Below are 17085 nucleotides of genomic sequence, written 5' to 3' on the forward strand. Positions count from 1 at the left end.
AATAATGATGAACGAAATTTTAAAAACTCCTGCGCTAGATTATGAATCTGCATCATTTATTATGAACATGTTTCAGGGACACTTTAAACTTTAAATTCGGAGGCAAGATTCCGCAGACTATCAAATGCTAGGGTGATTGTGGCGAAAGGAGACCCTAGGAAAAGTGAGCAACCCGTAGCAGAAATGAAGAAAACCTTCCGAAATAAATGTTTCATTGTTATGACTAAGAAGATATTTTCTGATAAACTAGCGGAAAGTAGATGAGTAAAGAGGGGAAATTTGTATGAAAAAGAGCTTTTATTTGTATGTACTGACATTCAGAGGTGGGGATTGGTCAGATCCGAAGGTACGATTTGCGGAGGAAATGTTCAATGAGCATAATTTTCCGAAGCAAAGCACAGACTTTGATGAGCTATCTACTTATATTGAGTCGTTCGCCACTGACAACTTAACAACAGGTATGTTTGATGAATTATGGTCTTTATACGTAGACCATGGGTGAAATTACGTTAAAACAATAGAATTTATTTTAAGTTGCTAGACGTCTAGCATTGCGAAATTATGAGAAACACAGTATTATTTAAAGTGATAACTGACAGAAAAGAGGGATTGCAGTATGAGTATTCATATTAATGCAAAAAAAGGCGAAATCGCTGACACAATTTTACTTCCAGGAGATCCATTACGTGCTAAATACATTGCTGAAACGTTTTTAGAAGACGTTACTTGCTATAACGAAGTTCGTAATATGTTTGGTTATACAGGTACGTATAAAGGTAAACGTATTTCTGTACAAGGTACTGGTATGGGCGTGCCTTCAATTTCGATTTACGCTACAGAATTAATGCAAGAATATGACGTTCAAAAATTAATCCGCGTAGGTACTTGTGGTGCAATTCAAAAAGATGTAAAAGTTCGTGACGTAATTTTAGCGCAAGCAGCAACTTCTGATACACGTATGAACCAAATCATTTGGGGCAACAATATCGATTTCGCACCGATCTCTGACTTTGATTTACTATTAAAAGCATACAATGCAGGTAAAGAAGCTGGTTTAAACCTACAAGTGGGTAATATCTTCACAGCAGATATGTTCTACTCTGATGAGCACCAAAACGAAAAATTAGCTCAATACGGCGTACTTGCAGTGGAAATGGAGTCTGCGGCACTTTACACATTAGCAGCGAAACATGGCCGTAAAGCACTTTCTATCCTAACAGTAAGTGACCACATTCTAACTGGTGAAGTAACAACAGCAGAAGAACGCCAAACAACGTTCAACGATATGATCGTTGTAGCGTTAGAAGCAGCAATTCAAGACTAAGCTTAGCAAGGGTTTGTAGTTTGGAAGAAATTTCAAAGGGACTATACTAAAAATTAATTAGATTTTTAATCCTCAATGGGTGACTCGATAAATGAGAGCCTCTTGAGGTTTTTTTATTTATAAAGAGTTAAAAAGCTCCGTAGCTCTTTTCTTTTGGTCTTGAGCAACATGAGAGTACGTATTAAGTGTTTCGTGTATTGTAGCATGTCCTAATTGCTCTTGGATGACTTTGATGTTAACGCCTTTAGTAAGCATGTAAGAAGCAAATGTATGTCGCAAGCCATGAAAAGTAATTGAACGTAGCGAATATTGACGTACAATATCTTGCCATTGCTTACTCATGCGATCAGGGTGATTTGGAAAACCGTTATCCTTTGAGAACATTAAATAAATAGGTTTTCCGTCTTTATCTAAAATAGGATTGAACCTATCTCCAATTTTGAATAACTTCTTTTGCTTTATCTCAATGTAAGCTTGTAACTCGTTCATAAGGCTTTCAGGAGCGTATACAAGGCGATTCTCTCCTGTTTTTGTGGAGTCTAAGAAGAATCGCTGTTGCTCCTTATCATACTGTAATGTTCTATCAACATAGATAGTATTGTTATCAAAATCAAAAGAATTAAAACGCAGTCCTGCAATCTCACTCATGCGTAACCCGCAATACATAGCAATTTTGATTTGTAGCTGATGTTTGATATGAAGCTTTGGAAGGATTGAGAGCAGTTGTTGCATTTATGGCTCTGTATAGTAATTAATACGTTTCGTTTTAGAGCGTTTAGGCTTAGTAGCCTTCGCACAAGGGTTAACCTCAATATGCCCCCATTCAATCGCTTTATTGAACATTGTATTCAATAGCATGAACTTCCCCTCAATTGAACCCGCCTTTTCCTTTTTCTGTTGTACAAAGAATAGGTTGATTTGTGTAGCAGTAATTTTGTGCATTAGGATGATTCCAAAGAAATCTAGTAAGCCCTGATTAAGATAGTTTTCATACGTGTTTCGAGACTTAACTTTTAGCTCTATATTTACATAGTCAGCCATGAACTTCATTGAAAAAGCTTTAAAGGTATGTTTTTTCGGTTTTGCGAATGTTTGTGGCTCTGCTCCTAAAGACCGTTCAAATTGAGTTATAACATTTATGATATTTGATTCCGTTAATTTGGGTAAAGTAAATGTCTTTCTCCTTCTCAAGCGGTTTCCATTTTCATCATAACCATATTCAACAAGAACCTTTATACGAGGTTGACCATTTTTATTAGGCGTTAGTATTTCATAGCTAGCCATAGTATCGCTCCTTAGAGCTGTATAGCGATTCAAGGATAGGATTACTTTCACTAATTTGATTATAACTTTTGAATAGGCTAAAAGAAATCTCAGATTTACTTAACCGTTTCAACTCAACCGCCTTCATGATAGGGAGGATGAAAAAAAATTGTCAACTCCAAAATATAAAAAAATTTTTTTCCATTTTTTTTATAAGAATGAACTAAGTATTCTAATTACTAGGTTTTAATATCTGCCTAATGCTTTGAATTTACTCCTTTAATCATAAATTTTGTTTTTTGATTACATATAATTTTTATTATATGTAAAACAGTGGTTTATTGTGTAATAGTATCAATAAAATAACAGTAATATAGTATTTTACCATGGTACTTCACCCTTATTATGGATTTTACGGATTAGAAAATAGGTGATATTCTTAGTTCACCTCAGCGCTGATGGTAAATAACTACCACGAGGTGAAAAAATGACAAAAGAGTTTTATACTATTCCAGAAGAATGGTTTATCAATCAAATAATTCGAAAGTTTCAAGCTTATACAATTGTTGATATTGAAAATAAAATACGACGATTATTGCTGGAAGACATTAGAGATGAATTTTTTGATGAGAGGATTTCTAAATTGATGGATGAACGTAATTATTACGAAAAAGCTTCAAAAGCTCAATTATTAGATGATCTATTGAAATCAGCTAGAGAGCGTTCCTTTGAAGAAGAAATGAGCTATGCTAAAAGCATATTTGACCTCGTTTTATCGAAGCGGGAGTTCAGTTCATACCATAAAACACTGTAGTTAAAAGTAGTTGAATAATAAGATATTTCAAATATAAAACCTACTATTTTAATGTGTTAAGTAGGCTAAAAGTGAGGGAATTGTATGGATAAAATTATTGATGTAAATTCAGATGATCTGACTGTTGGTGAAAGTGTCAGAGAAATGGAAACTGTAAAGATTCCAAAGATGTTGGTTGTCAAAGAATTAGTAGAAAGTTATCGGTCTAGATTATTAGAGAATTATAAAATGATGATTTTTGATAACTATGAAGATAATTTAACTAACCAGCTAATGAAGGAAGCAGTTATGATTATGGATGCATCCGAAGAAGAGATTTTGAAATTGTTCTTTGATGATGCTCAAGATAAATATGCTGACATGGAAGATGAAGATTTTTTCAATCATCTATTTGAAGCAGCAACACAATTTCCTTAACTAATGAAAAAGCTAAACTTAAATTTAATGAAGTTGAGAGTAAAATATCCATTTTATCTCTAAATATGAAATATAAAGGAAAAGGAAGAATCGATATGGCATTTAATATAAACTATCTAACTGATGAATTAATTTTATATTTAGAAGAGGCTAAGACAGATTATGAACGCAGAGCACGTATCATTTCAGTAAAGTTTAATTTAATGAAAGTCATCACCATGACTGAAATTGAATTTGGCACAGTTGTTGCTAAACGGGCAATTACTGAATACAACCGTACAGTAGGGCAAACAGATGGAACGTATACCGAGGAGATGTATATATATGGTACACCTTTCCGTACAGCATTTGCTTATATTACTGAAAACCAAAATAACTCCTTTACTCGTTTGAAATATGCAGTAAAAAAGCATGGTGAGAAAGATATAGACTTTCATCGTATGGCTGAGAATTATAGTGCTGATAGTGTTGTGGCAATTTTCAATCAAGATCACACGGCTATACATAATCCTCTATATGTGACATATCACTCGATTCCACTAGGGATTTTACGACAAGAGTTTAAATCGAAAAAGGAATTAAAGAAGGAGTTTAAGCTATCTGATAAAGAATTAGATAATGCTTTAGAGACAGGTACATTCTTACATCAAGATTCCACTGTAACGTTAAAAATTGTGAAGTCGAGTATTGAACCTTTATTTGAAGAACATAAAAAAATAACAGAAAACTTTTTAGAAACATTAGAAAGGTCGTTAGCAAATGACTCTCGTTACAATAAATCTGATGAGGATAAAGAATGTTTACGTGATCAAATTCAAGAGATGAAAGAAGAGATTATTTCTTATGAAAAATTGATTCAACAAGATACTTTTCATAATGTTCGTGTAAGAAGTTTGAAAGGGAAAAATCCTGTAGAGCTTTGGGAACAAATTGAATCAGAGTTAAAAGCGCAATACGATTCACATAAAGAAGCAATCAAAGGTTTATTAAAGAGTGAACTAGTTGATTTGTTTAGTGATGGAGTGATAATAGATTTCAACAAGTTTCTAGATATAACTCCAAATGTAATATGTATAGATCATATTTTAAGATCATTAAAAGACTTTGCACATGAGATGTGTGAAGAAGGATTCCTTGTGAAAAAGATAGCATAAATCTCGGGGATTAAAACTATTTCAGAGGAGCTACTCGTTAGCTCCTTTACTTTTTCTACAAGAGGAGATTCCAAAATGAATGTAACAGAATGTATTCAACAAGACTATATGGAATGGCAACGTGGCGATATCATCACCATTTCTGCGGGTACAGGAAAAGGTAAAAGTCATTTCGTGAAAAATAAGCTTTACGATCATGCGAAAAGTAAAGGAAAACGCATTTTATTCTTTTTACATCGAACTAATACAATAGAACAATTTGAAGCTGAAATTGTTGCTGAAGGAAAATCTGATGTAATTGATTTAATTACTTACCAAAGCTTTGAGAAGGCGATTATTCATCAAAATCAGATTGATCTTTGGATGTATGAATTTATCATTTGCGATGAATATCATTATTTTGGTAATGATTCTTCATTTAATAAATACACCGACTTATCACTTAATGAAATTATAGAGGGTGCAGATGAACGAGTTGTAGTACTTATGAGTGCTACAAATGAATTTATCAAAGGCTATCTGTCTGAGCACAAATCGCTTGAGCCAAAAGAATATATCGTTCCTTCGAACTATGATTACATTAAGACCTTAGAATTTTTTGATGATGAACAGTATATCATCGAAGGGTTAGAAAAGTTCAAGTCAGAGGGGAAGAAAGCAATAATATTTATTGATTCAGCTAATGAGTGCTATGACTTATACAAGCAATTTAAAGATGTGAGCATGTTCATTTGTGGAAAAAGTCATAGCAAATATAAGTATGTAGACAAAGAGAAGCGTCATCAATTGCTTCGTAATCAACGATTTGATGATCTCTTTTTATTTGCTACTCAAACGCTTGATGCAGGGGTAAATATCATTGATCCTGAGCTTAATATCGTAATTGCAGATATAGCTGATCCTGATGTATTAGTTCAATGTGTTGGAAGAAAGCGGATAACAAATGAGGGAGACTTCATTCATTTAATTGTTAAAAACCGTAATAATTATTCTTTAGGTCGTGCTAAAAGCGATTTAACAGAATGTATGAAGCATTATAAATTCTTACAAGTACACGATGTTAAAACGTATCAAAGGGAATTTTATCGAACACCTGATATATCGCAATTGGTCTATTTTGAGCCACTTCCTAATGGATTATATGAGTTAAAAATGAATGAACTACTTTATGAAAGCTTTAGGTATAGGTATAGGAATATTACCAAAATTCAGGAGATGCCAGGTGGTTATCGACAATTTATTGTTGAGTTATTTGACAAGCAGAGGAGCATCTATCACGATTCTTATTTAGAGCCTGAAACCATTGTGGCATTGGAAAAAGCTTTTGCAAAGGAAGTAACATTTTTTACTCAAGGTGAAAAGAGTGGGTTTGCAGCACAATTGAATCTAAAATCGAATGGTCGATTGATCAAAAGTTTTAAGAAGATAAATGAGCAGCTAACACTAAAAGAAGCTTCCTATCGTATCTTGAAGTTTGATACAAAACGTGATGGAAAACGATATAAAACAGCATGGAGAGTAATTGAGATGCCAAAGTGTGTGGACAAAAATGATGTGATAGTTAATATAGAGGGACAACAAATTTGACCAAGCATATGACGGTCGTCGAGGGGGGGACGGACGAAAAGCGTGTTTCGTATTGTTTTATCTGGAGCAAAGCGAAAGATACAACAATGCAAACCGCAGCGTCGCACTTAGTGAATCCTAGTGTGCTTTACTTTAAACTTAGTTGGATAAAAATGATGAGATAGATATTATATGCGAACACCAAATTTGACCATCTCATTTAAGTAGTCATTTTTTGTATAAATGCAGTCATAAAAATATCAGATATGTAAAAGCTCTTTCAGCGGAGCTGAAAGGCAAGCGAAGATTCAGAAAAAAATTATTTATTTTCTGGAGAGCCATTAGCGCAGCGATTGGCGTGTAAGAAATAAATAATTTTTATTCTGGATGCTTTGCTTAATGATTCAAATTTCTATTCAACTGACTGTACATTTAAACATTGGATAGTAAAGAAGTATGTCTTGATAATGACGTTTGGCAAATAGAACACTACAAGCCATCTAAATGAAGTTATGATGGGTTGAACAATAATATTTCACTTGCAGAAAAGCGTCAGATCTTGGGTCAGGTGATACGCTCAGGTTGGTGAAGTTTTTAATAAGGAGGAGTGATTCACGTGTCAAAAAACTGGAATTTACCACCGATGAAATTTAATTTGGGCGAAAAAGTCCTATTCACATTTAACGGCAATGAACTAGTTGGAATAGTTGAAATAGCAGACTTTGGAGGTTCGTTTGAACACGATTACCATTCGTATGATATTTTCGTTGCTGAAGACAATTGTTTGTATAAGCATATTCCTGAGGAAGCTTGTAGAATTGCTTGCTTCTAACGAGATTGAATCAGCGCTCTGGCGAATCGAAAATTAGCTAGGCGCATACTTGGTTGCATGGATTGCTCTCAGGTCGGGATTGAAGGCATAACAAAAGGACTTGCGTGTAATTTAACGCACAAGTCCTATCTTGAAAAGTTATGAGATATTGTTTCGATTCATTGATAGGCGATAGTAGCTTCCGTTTAAATATTAAATAAGCCGAAAAAATCAGTCACTATCGTCAAAAATAATATGCTAATCGCAAATAACATTTCTGAGAGAGTAGCAATAAAATCTTTTTTGTTTTCAGCGTATTTCCATTCCATAAATGTACGTAATAATTCAGATGTTATTAGAAAGACAATTATGATAAACCACGTTTCAAAATACCAGTAAGTCCCAAGAATATCATTGTAATTTGTATAATAATTACTAATAAATAATAGAATTACGAAAAATATCCGTACTAACCAATCTAGCTTTTTATGTCTTTCGTTAAGGTGATTATAAGAAAACCATTTCTTTCTCTCGACACCTAACAATTTTCTAATTACAAATCCAAAAAAATTAATTACCAAAATTACCACGATTAGAAAAAGTAACAATGTTCCTAGTTCACTTTTATTCAATTTCATGCACCTCTCAAATCTGCACTCTTCTTAACTTACAAAAATTTCTATTCGTATATAGGCAGTATAGCATAATGAAATGTGAGTTGGTATATAAATGGTAAAAAACTAACGAGCTTCTAGAAGCATTTAACGAGCTAATGAGTGTTGATAGTGGAGCTGAGGGAAACATTCACACAGGCATCTAATCGTTGCTCTAGGAGCATTAATGGGGCTACGGCAGAGATAGCAGAAGCATAACAAAAGGACTTGCAATATGAAAATCCATCGAAAATCCATCATATACACAAGTCCTGTTCTTATTAAACTAAAGCACCCCGTTAGCTCAATAAGAGAGATACATCAATAGTCCATTCTTATTCGTCCCAAAATTCATTATCTATTGCATTTTCTATCTCATCTAAGAAAAACTCATAAAAATTAGGCTTAAAAAGATAGATGGCAGATTCAAATGGACTCCAGTCCATAATCGGACATTCTCCATCTTTTAGCTTACTTGTATCCAAACAATAACCATATTCATCACACCAATAGATCATAACAAACCCAATCGGCATTGAAGAAAAACGTTGTTTATAAGAGAGCATCATTTCACAGTTACTAAATTCAAAACCTTTTCCTCCACCACCATATTCAGCTAAAAACCATTTATAACTTTCTGGAAATGTAACCCCTAATAATTTTTCCGTTTTCTCTATTTCATCATAATTTATGCTTCCAAAAAAGTTCTTCCTCTGGTCATATTGATTAATAAGTTTATTTATTTTTAGTTTATACAATTTTATTCAACCTTTCACGATTCCTTAATATTAATACATTCTTGATGTTATTTATTTTATTTGTATTTCCTTCTTCAACTAACCTGAACCGTTAGTAAAAAAGCGTCCTCACTTGTTGGAGAAACGCCACCGTTCCTATTTCATTCCATAGAATACTTTACCTATCAAATCTTAACATTGTATTGCCTTAGTTTTTACGTGTAATTTTTTCCTCTTTCAACTAAACTGCTCCGTTAGTTGAATAGCTGAATAATCGGTTGTTATGTCTGGTGTAACATATTTACAAATATGGGTGTGTGAAAGCGTGAGCTTATAAAGAAAGTTATGATGTGATTGCGGTAGCAGATTGTTAAGATGGTGTGGTGTGCTTTTGAAATTATCTATTATTTTGATTTTTTGAACAACTTGAATGTTTATGATAAAATAATCAATACGTTTTGCAGACGGTAAAGAAGAAAGCCTATTTTTCAGTTGTCCACGTTTTGCTCTTCATCCAGTTTAGCGACTTTGTGTTGTCGCCTTTGAAGTAGCTTTGTGGAGAGAGAAGGTAGATAGGTACTAAGCACATCACAATTAAGTGGTGTGCTTTTTTGTGTTGTAACCCTGTCAAGTGACCTAAGACGCATCGACAATCACCTAGACGTATCATTGGTTACGTGGATTATGCTCACACACACCACCCTGTTATATTTTTTTACGATACGAGAGCGATGTTAATTGCAGCGAGCAATTTTATCAAAGGATTAGCCACTACGGAGACAGAAAAACCTAAGCCCAAACGCCTGTCGTGAGAGGTTAGTTAAATAAGGATTTAAAGACGATAAACTATCAAAATGAGTGATTTTGAGTCAAAAACAGGGTTAGTCAAATGCTATTATAAGGGGAAAACATAGGATGTCCAACGAGAGCGATTTCGAGAGAGATTGTTTGGGTACTCATTAGTAAAACATAATACTGAGAATTATTTTCAAGTTATGAAAAGGTTGCTTATCGAAACAAATAAAAATTAAGTGCGTTGGGTCAAAAATGATGTGAGTATTATTATATAGGGACACCAAATTTGACCGCATGAGCATCATTCATGTGGTCTTGTTGTATTTTTACGAGACGATATGGTCTGGTAGATAAATACAATAGGTTCATTAAGAAAATGATATGATAAATAAAGCAAAAGTATAAAGGAGAAGACTTATGGAATATGCTATTATAACTGAGAATGATGAATCAAAATGGGATGACAAAACAGGCGTTTTATATCACTTTCCCACGAAATATATTAATAAGCTAACGAGTGGAACTAGAGTAATTTATTATAAAGGAACAATGAAAAATAAAGCTTATGAAGATTTTAGATTAACTAGATTTCCTCATTATTTTGGAGTCGCTACGATTGGAGAGGTTCATAAGGATGAAGAAAATCCAAAACAATATTATGCGCAAATTTTAGATTTCATACCGTTTGATAAACATGTAATCAATAAGGATGAAAATAATCATTACTATGAAGAAGTTATTCGAGAAAACCATTGGAGAGATGGAGTAAGAAAAATTTCTGAGGAAGTATATATAAAAATTCTTTCTCAGACTAGTCACAAAGTCGAAAAAGATGTAAAAGGAAGTAATTTGGTTGTAGAAGAAAAGTCACTTGTTAAATTAGAAGAACTAAATATTTCTGTAGTAGATGATATTATTATACATACAAAAAAACAACCAATTTCAAATAAAGAACATAGAAGTTCCAATCCTAATAAAAATAGTGGAGTTCCAAGATATTCTAAGAATGCTAAAATCATTGGAGATAGAGCAGAAGAGATAGTATTAGAATTGTTGAAAAAAGAAGGAATGAAAGAAGTAGTATGGGTAGCTCAACTAAGTGAAAAGCCTGGATATGATATTAAGTTCATTGATATAGATGGAGTAGAAAAGTATGTTGAAGTAAAAGGCACTGCTACTAAGAGATTTCCAAATTTTATTTTAACCATGAATGAACTTAATTCATCAGAGCGGTATAGAAATCAGTATTATATTTACTTAGTTGCTGAATCTTTAAGCAAGTCGCCGAAGATACAGAAAATTTGTGATCCATATAGTTTTTTTGAAAATAATAAGTGGGAAAAAACGCCGATTTCTTATAATATTACATTTGTAGATGATCTATAAAACCATCGTTTAATAGACAATTTGAAGATGGAGCATAAATTAACGTTTATGCTTCATTTTTTTATTGCATTTGTCTATAAACTCGTTTATTGTTTATTTTATATAAAACGTATAAGTTTATGGAAAGTGGTGTCGGAATGGGAAGAGTTATTGGTTATTGTCGTGTAAGTACAGAAGAACAAAATTTAGATATGCAAGAGCAAGCTATTGAACGCTATGCTAAAGAAAAAGGATTAGAGCTTATATTGTATGTAGAGAAAATTTCAAGTCGTAAAGAAAAGCGAATTGAACTTGAACATGCTATGAAAGCTGCGACTAGTGGAGATCTGTTTGTTGTGTATAAACTAGACCGTTTAGCTCGAAGTACAAAAGAGTTATTTAAATTAACAGGGGATTTAAATGAGAAGGGCGTAGAGTTTGTTTCAATTAACGATGCATTTGATACAACTACTCCAACAGGTAAAGCTATGTTTGGTATGTTAGCAGTATTTGCTGAGTTCGAACGTGACATTATACAACAGAGAACAAAAGCAGGATTAGAAAGTGCAAGGAAACGTGGACGTGTTGGAGGACGACCAGCTATAGATGAGAAAACTAAGAAACGTGTGAGAGCTTTATTTGAATCAGGTGAAAGTGCAAATGATATTGCTAAAGAATATGGAATTGGTAGGGCTACAGTTTATAAAATTATAAAGGAGTAATATCAAATATTTAGTATTTAATTACCCGCAAATATTAGTTATAATTTACTATATAATGAAAAAATTACTGGGTTCATAGTAATTATAGTTTAGCATTAGAATTATTGGATAATATTCTAGATTAAGGGTGGTAGATGATGAAAAAATTTAGTTTTAAAGTAAAAAAGGATATAAAGGGTTTAGAGGTGAATTTTTCTATTGGTACAAATATTATTAATGTTTTTAATGAGACTACTGAAGACAACCAAATAATAAAGTGCAATTCTTTATTGTTTGACAGAGCTGAAGGTAAAACAAGTATAAATATTGAGTTTGAATGTACTTATAAAGATGATGAATTCCTTAGATATAGCATAAGTAAAGCATATTTTTTCGCAGAGAGAAATTTATTTGAAACAGTTCTTTTGGCAACAGGTAAAAGCTTTAGAAGAAATGTTTATAATATTGACTTACACAATGAAACAGAAGTTGTAAGTATTAATAAACTATCAGAAATTAGTGAACCTGAATATATAAAAGTACAGGATATTGTAAAGATGAATTTTATGCAAGGTGGTTTACTAATTCCTGAACCGATTACTTTAGCGAAATCAGACATTGAAGAAATATTATCTGCATCATTAATATTATCAACTAAAGTTAATTCAGAAAAAAAGGATTTAATTCAATATGCATTATTTTATTTGAATATAATGGAAAGCCAGTTTCATGAGAGTGGTTTAAATATATTTGATTATATTCAAAGGTTTAGATTAGTTTGGAGTGCCTTTAATTCAATATATCAAATAAATAATACAGGAGGTGGAGATAAAAAGGATGTAGAAGACTATTCGCAAAAACCTCATGTAGTGAATTTCTTCAAAAATAATTTCAATCAATTATTGGTAGATTTAGAAGTATTATCAGAAGCACAATTAAAGGATAAGAAGAACACTGATATTTCTGAATTATTAAAAACTGCCATTTCCGATAAAAACTACGAGCAAGTTTCTTTATATACACTTTTATGTATTTATGTTATAAGAAATACTGCCTTACATGGAAAAGTTGAACAGAATGATGAATTAAGTTTAAGTAGAAAAGCATTTAGTATTTTAACACCCATAGTTACTTCCTCTATATTAGAGGAAATAAAAACACTCTAATTTATTATGTATCAATAAAAAATTCATTTAGATACATCACGGTATCGTATCACAAGTGATAATAAAGCTAAAGTTTGAAATTGTAATATAAAAAATAATAATCATATATTCAAGTCACCTAATAATTAACTTTGGTGGCTTCTTTATTTAATAAGCGTCTCTGTTCTTATTCAACTAACGGGGGCTTTAGTTGAAGATTCAGTTTGCGAAATATAAAAACAGATCATGTTCTGAGCAGATGGTAGGGGTGTGGTTTCCGATATTGAGATAGGGTATCTTCCTATATAATTGTGACCTCTAACAGCCACACGAAATGAAGTAGCTCAAGAAACGATTTGAAGTATGCTTATTTCCACCCAACGGACAAAAATTAAAAAGGAGGGATAAAACTTGAAATTTGTATATTATAACGATACTGGCAGAGAAGTAAGTATCCATCCAGCAACCGAGGCACATGGCACAAAATGTGATATGTCAACAATTCATCCATTAGAAGAACGAACTTTTATTCTACCTGAAAACACATATCCTTGGGTGAAAATGTGGGACTATGGAGAAGAGTGTGGTCTTAGTATTTTAGTTTCCCCTCAAAGTGGAGACTAAAAAATCTTCATTCATTGAGCTTCATTATGCTAGCAAATAAAATCATTCTTTTACTGAAATTGAAATAAGTATGGTGAGTGTAAGTTTTCTATGGAAACTTGTACTTTTTAGAGAAACAAACTAACAGTTGGATGAAAATGCTGTGATTATTATTATACACAGACACCAAATTTGACCACATGAGCATCATTTATGTGGTCTTGTTTTATTTTTACGAGACGATAAAGTCTATGTCTTAATGGTAAATAATAGGTGTTGTATATTGTGAGAATACATTTATTTAAGGATGGGTGATTTAAGTGAAATATCCTTTCACTATTGGTGAAATGTATACTAGAAAAGAAGTGAAAAGAACTGTAGGACATTCCGATCCTGAAGCAATCGGTGGGGATTGAGCAACAGGCTATACAAAAAAGGGTTGTAATTTGTTATGTATGTAGAGGAGGTATCAAGTCGGTAAGAACTTTTGGAAAGAAAACTAAAGGTTAATTTCGAGGAAGAATATTAAAAAAAGACTGGGTCTTACATTAAAACGAGATTCTTAATTGAAGCAAAAAAACCACTTCTTAGTTAATAATCCCGTTTTAATGGTTTTATGTTATATGGATTAAATTGCGGTCATGTTCATTGAAGAGGTCATTGTCAATCAGTGAAATGGGTTCAAACGATTTGAAAAAATACTTTAAATCATGTATTTCCTTCCAAGTAGTGTAATACATATGCTGTATTACGAAACCTACAAAAGTCGAAGGGTAAATGAATTTGTCTGTAGCAATTCTTATGTCATTATTAAAGCCTATATGAAAATGAGATAGAGCATGTTTATTAGGTAGATATGTTTTAATATCATAATCATATCTAATAGGGGTAACGTTTTTCTTTAATTGAGCTTCGCTAATATATTGTTCATATTCTACTGCAAATAAATCTCCTATTTCTTCCATGTGTAATTCAGGTTCGTCGGCGAGCACAACATTTGTTAAAAAATCTTCATAACAATAATGAAATCTTGGATTGTGATAATATGCGAATCGTGCATTGCCTCGCTCAATATTTATACTTTTTGGAGAATTAGGCAAAGCGCTAAATTGAAAGAAGGAACCGTCTTTTAATAACAAATCATAATCGGAATTTTCTAGACAAGTTGCGTAAATATTTGAATAGTTATCACTTTGAAAACAATCAAAGAACTCACTTGAAAACTTATTAAAATTTAAACTAAAAGGTCTGGAAGTATTTTCAGTTTCTAATAGCTCGAAATCAGATAAAAATTTTTTTGCTCTATCATAAGACCTTGTTATAGAAGGAATATTCATTATATATCACCTTTAGAAATAGTATCTTCATCAAGTGATGCTAAGTCTTCCTCTGATAAATTCAATGCTTTAACTTTTCTTTCATATTCTTCTTGTAGCGCTCTGTATTTAGCTTTTTTAGCATGCATTTCATGTAAGTCTCGACGGATAATTCTTGATTCTTTATGTGTGAATTCTAGTGAGAATGAGTGACTAAATACTTTATCGACTTCTTGCCATAGAGAATGCTCAATCCAATTCATACCGCTTAATTTTAACCAAGCTTTTGTCCTTGTGAAGGCAGTAAAAGCTTTATTTCTCATTTTAATTGTATCTTTACTGGCATTGAATACATCGCAACCGATTACAAAAACCATGGAAGCTTCATTACCTTTTGCTTTATATACAGTTGAAAGTGTCACACAATTTTCTTTATAATAGCCTTTTTCATAATTATTTACTGAAAGATTATTAGTATAAATGTTTCTAGCCATTAATTTTTGTGAAATGTGATTAAAATAACCTTTATTAAATCTGTCATCCAAGCATATTATCGCAATATCATCTGCTCTTAAACAATCTACAGTTACAGCTTTTTCAACTTCGTCACAAACCCAGTTTATCTCATCATCAAACTCATCTGCAGAATACTTAGTGATTAGTTCTGTTGGCTTTTGTAATTGAGATATTGTTAATGGACTATTTTTTTGTTCTCGAATGATTTTCATTTGAGACCCATTAGTACAGTCTCCTTCCAGAACAGAATATCCTAAGTCATTCCAGTGAGAAATATTCTCAAGAGACTGTATCAATTTATCATTGTATATGCCAAACCCTATGCAATGTGCTAATACTAAAATCTCCCTTGGGTTTCTATAACATTTCGAGAGCACAATATCGTTATCTAAGTCTGGATGTTCTTGTAGTAGCTGAGGTAAATCTATTCCTTGAGCACCATATTCATTAGCAAATGTGCCCATAGTATTTTGAAGATTTACATCAAAAATATTTTGTAAATCATCATAACCCCATACTAAACAATCGTTATAGACTATTTCTCTACAGAGTTGATAAAATGAAGGTTTAAAATCCTGAGCTTCATCAATTAATACATAATCATACTGTTTAGCCGGTTTACCATTTGTATCAGCTAATAATTTTTCACAAATAAAATTAAATGCATTTTCTCTAGGAGTATATTTTATTGCTTGTTCAAATGTAACAGGTATTACATTATTGAATCTACAAGTATCCGAGTATACACCTTTGAGATTTTTACCACCCCATGCATGTCTAATGATAATCCCGTTTGCTAAGTCAGGTAAGCGCCCATCACCGATTTGTTTGTAAAACTTAGTTATTAAGTTTTCAACAAAATCGTATAAACTTTTAGTCATAAAAGTATAAAGTATTTTTTTATCTGGATATTTTAAATGTAGCAATGCAGCTTTTAGGCATAGGATTATTGTTTTACCGGAACCTGCCAAACCTCTGATTCTTTGAGGACCATTTAATTGAGAAAAAGCAGCGTACTTTTGGATTTCGTCAAAAGCTGCAATCTCTTCTTCTAATTTTCTTAATATATCAGCTTTAGTTTCAATTTCATCAGAATAACTTCTGTCCATTTGTTTGATTAGACCTAAAGTACTTTCAATAATGGCATTAATTTCTTTAATTTGCTCGCTACTTAATGGAACCTCTAGGCTATCTTCAAAGATAGTTTTGATTTGCGATTTGTTTTCAATAATATCGTTTTCGATATCAAATGTATCTACATCATCAACAAGATGAGGAGCATATATATATGAGACAAGGGGAAAAATAAGTTCACGCTTTGATTTCTTTAATTTTTTAGTTCTACTTTTTACTAATTTGGAAAAAATCACATTTTCTAGTTGAGATAAATAATTGTCAGTTAACTCTAATGAGTATGTACGGTTTTTATGCTCGTTATTTATTTTAAATAAGATAACACCATGATAAGGGCTTATAAGCATTACGTCAGGATAAAGAAGTTCTTCGTTTGTTATTTCTTTTAAAATAGGATGGTGATAGTAAATTACGGCTTCTTGAAGATTTAAGGAAATTTCATTCTCTAATTCTCCAATAAACTGGACTAATTGTTGTGCTGAGCTATCGGTGTAATACTCAGGGGACATTATGTGTCTTTCCATTAATATTGACTCCTCTTATATGTAATAATTTCATAATAATAGATAAATTCCCTTAAATCAATTAGTAATAAAATATTACTATAAAAGGTTTCCAACCAGACTCTACTAAAGTATTAGTTATTCTGGCATATTGTTTCTAAAGAAGTTGTGAATAGATAATCTTAATTGCAAATACAGATTATCTAAAGAATCCAAGATAAACTACATTCAGTACTGGATAGAAAAAGATATAAAAGTTTATAACCAA

Annotated in this window: 17 protein-coding genes; 11 read left to right on the forward strand and 6 right to left on the reverse strand. The window is 32.2% G+C overall.

Annotated elements, in window-relative coordinates; translation table 11 throughout:
• Positions 1-283 precede the first annotated feature (283 nt).
• On the forward strand, positions 284-502 hold the full coding sequence (locus tag AB9L17_RS11715) for a YozE family protein (protein ID WP_068984150.1): 219 nt from the start codon (positions 284-286) through the stop codon (positions 500-502).
• 114 nt (positions 503-616) lie between these two features.
• Entirely contained in the window at positions 617-1324 is a 708-nt protein-coding gene (deoD, locus tag AB9L17_RS11720; protein ID WP_375200682.1) for a purine-nucleoside phosphorylase, read from the forward strand.
• 117 nt (positions 1325-1441) lie between these two features.
• Here deoD and AB9L17_RS11725 read toward each other — a convergent pair whose 3' ends face one another.
• Both AB9L17_RS11725 and AB9L17_RS11730 read right to left on the reverse strand, forming a co-directional pair.
• Positions 1442-2056 (reverse strand): site-specific integrase, encoded by a 615-nt coding sequence (locus AB9L17_RS11725; RefSeq protein WP_375200683.1) that lies wholly within the window; start codon positions 2054-2056, stop codon positions 1442-1444.
• Positions 2057-2608 (reverse strand): hypothetical protein, encoded by a 552-nt coding sequence (locus AB9L17_RS11730; RefSeq protein ID WP_375200684.1) that lies wholly within the window; start codon positions 2606-2608, stop codon positions 2057-2059.
• Between the two features lie 466 nt (positions 2609-3074).
• Here AB9L17_RS11730 and AB9L17_RS11735 point away from each other — a divergent pair, with 466 nt between their 5' ends.
• The 5 genes from AB9L17_RS11735 to AB9L17_RS11755 all read left to right on the forward strand — a co-directional run bounded on the left by AB9L17_RS11735 (position 3075) and on the right by AB9L17_RS11755 (position 7370).
• On the forward strand, positions 3075-3401 hold the full coding sequence (locus AB9L17_RS11735) for a hypothetical protein (RefSeq protein WP_375200685.1): 327 nt from the start codon (positions 3075-3077) through the stop codon (positions 3399-3401).
• An 84-nt stretch (positions 3402-3485) separates the two neighbouring features.
• Positions 3486-3818: a hypothetical protein gene (locus AB9L17_RS11740; RefSeq protein WP_375200686.1), complete on the forward strand. Its 333-nt coding sequence runs from the start codon at positions 3486-3488 to the stop codon at positions 3816-3818.
• 95 nt (positions 3819-3913) lie between these two features.
• Positions 3914-4972 (forward strand): hypothetical protein, encoded by a 1059-nt coding sequence (locus tag AB9L17_RS11745; RefSeq protein ID WP_375200687.1) that lies wholly within the window; start codon positions 3914-3916, stop codon positions 4970-4972.
• Positions 4973-5047: 75 nt separating this feature from the next.
• Positions 5048-6559 carry a DEAD/DEAH box helicase family protein gene (locus AB9L17_RS11750; protein WP_375200688.1) on the forward strand — a complete coding sequence of 504 codons (1512 nt, stop codon included), beginning with the start codon at positions 5048-5050 and terminating at the stop codon, positions 6557-6559.
• A 589-nt stretch (positions 6560-7148) separates the two neighbouring features.
• Positions 7149-7370 carry a hypothetical protein gene (locus tag AB9L17_RS11755; RefSeq protein WP_375200789.1) on the forward strand — a complete coding sequence of 74 codons (222 nt, stop codon included), beginning with the start codon at positions 7149-7151 and terminating at the stop codon, positions 7368-7370.
• 185 nt (positions 7371-7555) lie between these two features.
• Here AB9L17_RS11755 and AB9L17_RS11760 read toward each other — a convergent pair whose 3' ends face one another.
• Positions 7556-7930, reverse strand: coding sequence for a DUF4181 domain-containing protein (locus AB9L17_RS11760; protein ID WP_375200689.1), 375 nt, complete (start codon positions 7928-7930; stop codon positions 7556-7558).
• 407 nt (positions 7931-8337) lie between these two features.
• Positions 8338-8760, reverse strand: a complete 423-nt coding sequence (locus tag AB9L17_RS11765; protein ID WP_375200690.1) for an SMI1/KNR4 family protein — start codon at positions 8758-8760, stop codon at positions 8338-8340.
• 1191 nt (positions 8761-9951) lie between these two features.
• On the opposite strand from AB9L17_RS11765, the gene AB9L17_RS11770 reads away from it, so the two are divergent.
• The 4 genes from AB9L17_RS11770 to AB9L17_RS11785 all read left to right on the forward strand — a co-directional run bounded on the left by AB9L17_RS11770 (position 9952) and on the right by AB9L17_RS11785 (position 13369).
• Positions 9952-10920 carry a DUF3883 domain-containing protein gene (locus tag AB9L17_RS11770; protein WP_375200691.1) on the forward strand — a complete coding sequence of 323 codons (969 nt, stop codon included), beginning with the start codon at positions 9952-9954 and terminating at the stop codon, positions 10918-10920.
• Between the two features lie 137 nt (positions 10921-11057).
• Positions 11058-11621 carry a recombinase family protein gene (locus AB9L17_RS11775; RefSeq protein WP_375200692.1) on the forward strand — a complete coding sequence of 188 codons (564 nt, stop codon included), beginning with the start codon at positions 11058-11060 and terminating at the stop codon, positions 11619-11621.
• 137 nt (positions 11622-11758) lie between these two features.
• Positions 11759-12766: a hypothetical protein gene (locus AB9L17_RS11780; RefSeq protein ID WP_375200693.1), complete on the forward strand. Its 1008-nt coding sequence runs from the start codon at positions 11759-11761 to the stop codon at positions 12764-12766.
• Positions 12767-13156: 390 nt separating this feature from the next.
• On the forward strand, positions 13157-13369 hold the full coding sequence (locus AB9L17_RS11785) for a hypothetical protein (RefSeq protein WP_375200694.1): 213 nt from the start codon (positions 13157-13159) through the stop codon (positions 13367-13369).
• 593 nt (positions 13370-13962) lie between these two features.
• On the opposite strand, the gene AB9L17_RS11790 is transcribed toward AB9L17_RS11785, so the two are convergent.
• Together AB9L17_RS11790 and AB9L17_RS11795 are read right to left on the reverse strand one after the other, a co-directional pair.
• On the reverse strand, positions 13963-14685 hold the full coding sequence (locus AB9L17_RS11790) for a DUF2290 domain-containing protein (RefSeq protein ID WP_375200695.1): 723 nt from the start codon (positions 14683-14685) through the stop codon (positions 13963-13965).
• Entirely contained in the window at positions 14685-16838 is a 2154-nt protein-coding gene (locus tag AB9L17_RS11795; RefSeq protein ID WP_375200696.1) for a DEAD/DEAH box helicase, read from the reverse strand. The genes AB9L17_RS11790 and AB9L17_RS11795 overlap by 1 nt, the downstream gene beginning before the upstream one ends.
• Positions 16839-17085: the final 247 nt, after the last annotated feature.

The sequence above is a fragment of the Lysinibacillus sp. RS11 genome, from assembly GCF_042019215.1.
Classification (GTDB): domain Bacteria; phylum Bacillota; class Bacilli; order Bacillales_A; family Planococcaceae; genus Lysinibacillus; species Lysinibacillus xylanilyticus_A.